The organism is Mesorhizobium sp. M2C.T.Ca.TU.002.02.1.1, assembly GCF_003997225.1.
In genome coordinates this window covers 1-415 of record NZ_RZTO01001559.1, presented here as the reverse complement: position 1 = coordinate 415, position 415 = coordinate 1, and the positions used below count along the sequence as shown (strand labels likewise).

The following is a 415-nucleotide window of genomic DNA, read 5'->3' as shown; positions in this document are numbered from 1 at the left end:
CCTCCCCCCGCCTCTCTGTCCTGCCGGACATCTCCCCCTCAAGGGGGGAGATTAGCAACGTCGACGCCGGCTCTCCACCTTCAGCGTTGGAGATTGGCGAAAGTCGCGGCGACAAGGCAATCTCCCCCCTTGAGGGGGAGATGTCCGGCAGGACAGAGAGGGGGGCGCAGAAACGCCAGCCTGCGAGAAGTCCCATTGGCACCTTCAAACTCAGCAACAGCCAAGCCCTCGGCATCGCCCTGCCCTATGGCAGCACGCCGGCCCAAAACCTCATCGACCTTGTCACGCAAGCCTCAACCCTCGGCGCCACCGAAATCCGCCTCGCCCCAGGCCGCGCCTTGCTCTTCCTCGGCCTTTCCGCTCCCTCCTCGCTGCAATCCTCCACCGCCGCCCTCGACTTCGTCACCTCCCCCGC

The 415-nt window shown here is 65.8% G+C and carries 1 pseudogene; it reads left to right on the top strand.

Annotated features, from left to right (window positions below):
• Positions 1–140: 140 nt before the first annotated feature.
• Positions 141–415: pseudogene (locus EOD07_RS38050) on the top strand (precorrin-3B synthase); the annotation flags it as partial.